This window comes from Mesorhizobium sp. M7A.F.Ca.CA.002.09.1.1, from assembly GCF_003998555.1.
GTDB lineage: Bacteria > Pseudomonadota > Alphaproteobacteria > Rhizobiales > Rhizobiaceae > Mesorhizobium > Mesorhizobium ciceri.
Map to the genome: position 1 here is coordinate 1 of NZ_RZRR01001396.1, position 859 is coordinate 859.

The 859-nt window shown below is 65.3% G+C and carries 2 pseudogenes; both read left to right on the forward strand.

Going from position 1 to position 859, the window contains the following annotated elements:
* Positions 1–229 (forward strand): annotated as a pseudogene (locus EN994_RS33495) (S-methyl-5-thioribose kinase); the annotation flags it as partial.
* Positions 226–859 (forward strand): annotated as a pseudogene (locus EN994_RS33500) (S-methyl-5-thioribose-1-phosphate isomerase); the annotation flags it as partial. The pseudogenes EN994_RS33495 and EN994_RS33500, both read left to right, overlap by 4 nt.

Here is an 859-nt window from a genome sequence, read left to right on the forward strand (position 1 = left end):
GATCTGGACCGATCTGCTAGGCTTTGCCGGCGTCGAAGTGCACCGGCGCATCCTCGGTCTCGCTCACAATGCCGATTTCGAGACCATTGCCGACGAGGATCTGCGCGCCAGTTGTGAAGCAAAGGCGCTGAAATTCGGCCGCCACCTCGCCGTCAACCGGCGCCAGATCCACAGCATCGACGAGGTCAACCAACTGGCCGCGCTGATCGAACAGGAGAGCAGCATTTGAACGTCGGCGACCGCCACTATCGCACCATCTGGCTGAGCGACGATGGCCGTTCGGTCGATATCATCGACCAGCGCTGGCTGCCGCATGATTTCCGCATCGAGAGGATCGGCACGGTTGCCGGCATCGCCACCGCCATCCGCGACATGTGGGTGCGCGGCGCGCCGCTGATCGGCGTCACCGCTGCCTATGGCGTCGCCATGCAGATGGCCGACGATGCGTCGGATGCAGCGCTCGACGCCGTGTGGGAGACCCTGCACGAGACGCGGCCGACCGCGATCAATCTGCGCTGGGCGCTGGACGAAATGCGGCGCTTCCTGCGGCCTTTGCCTACCGAACAACGCGCTGCAGCCGCCTATCGGCGGGCCAGTGAGATCGCCGACGAAGATGTCGGCCTCAACCGCGCCATCGGCGAGAACGGTCTCACCATCATCAAGGCGATCGCGGCGCGCAAGCAGAAGGGCGAGCCGGTCAACATCCTGACCCATTGCAATGCCGGCTGGCTGGCGACGGTCGATTACGGCACGGCGACCGCGCCGATCTACCTGGCCACAGAAGCCGGCATTCCGGTCCATGTCTATGTCGACGAGACGCGGCCGCGCAACCAGGGCGCCCAGCTGACCGCCTGGGAGA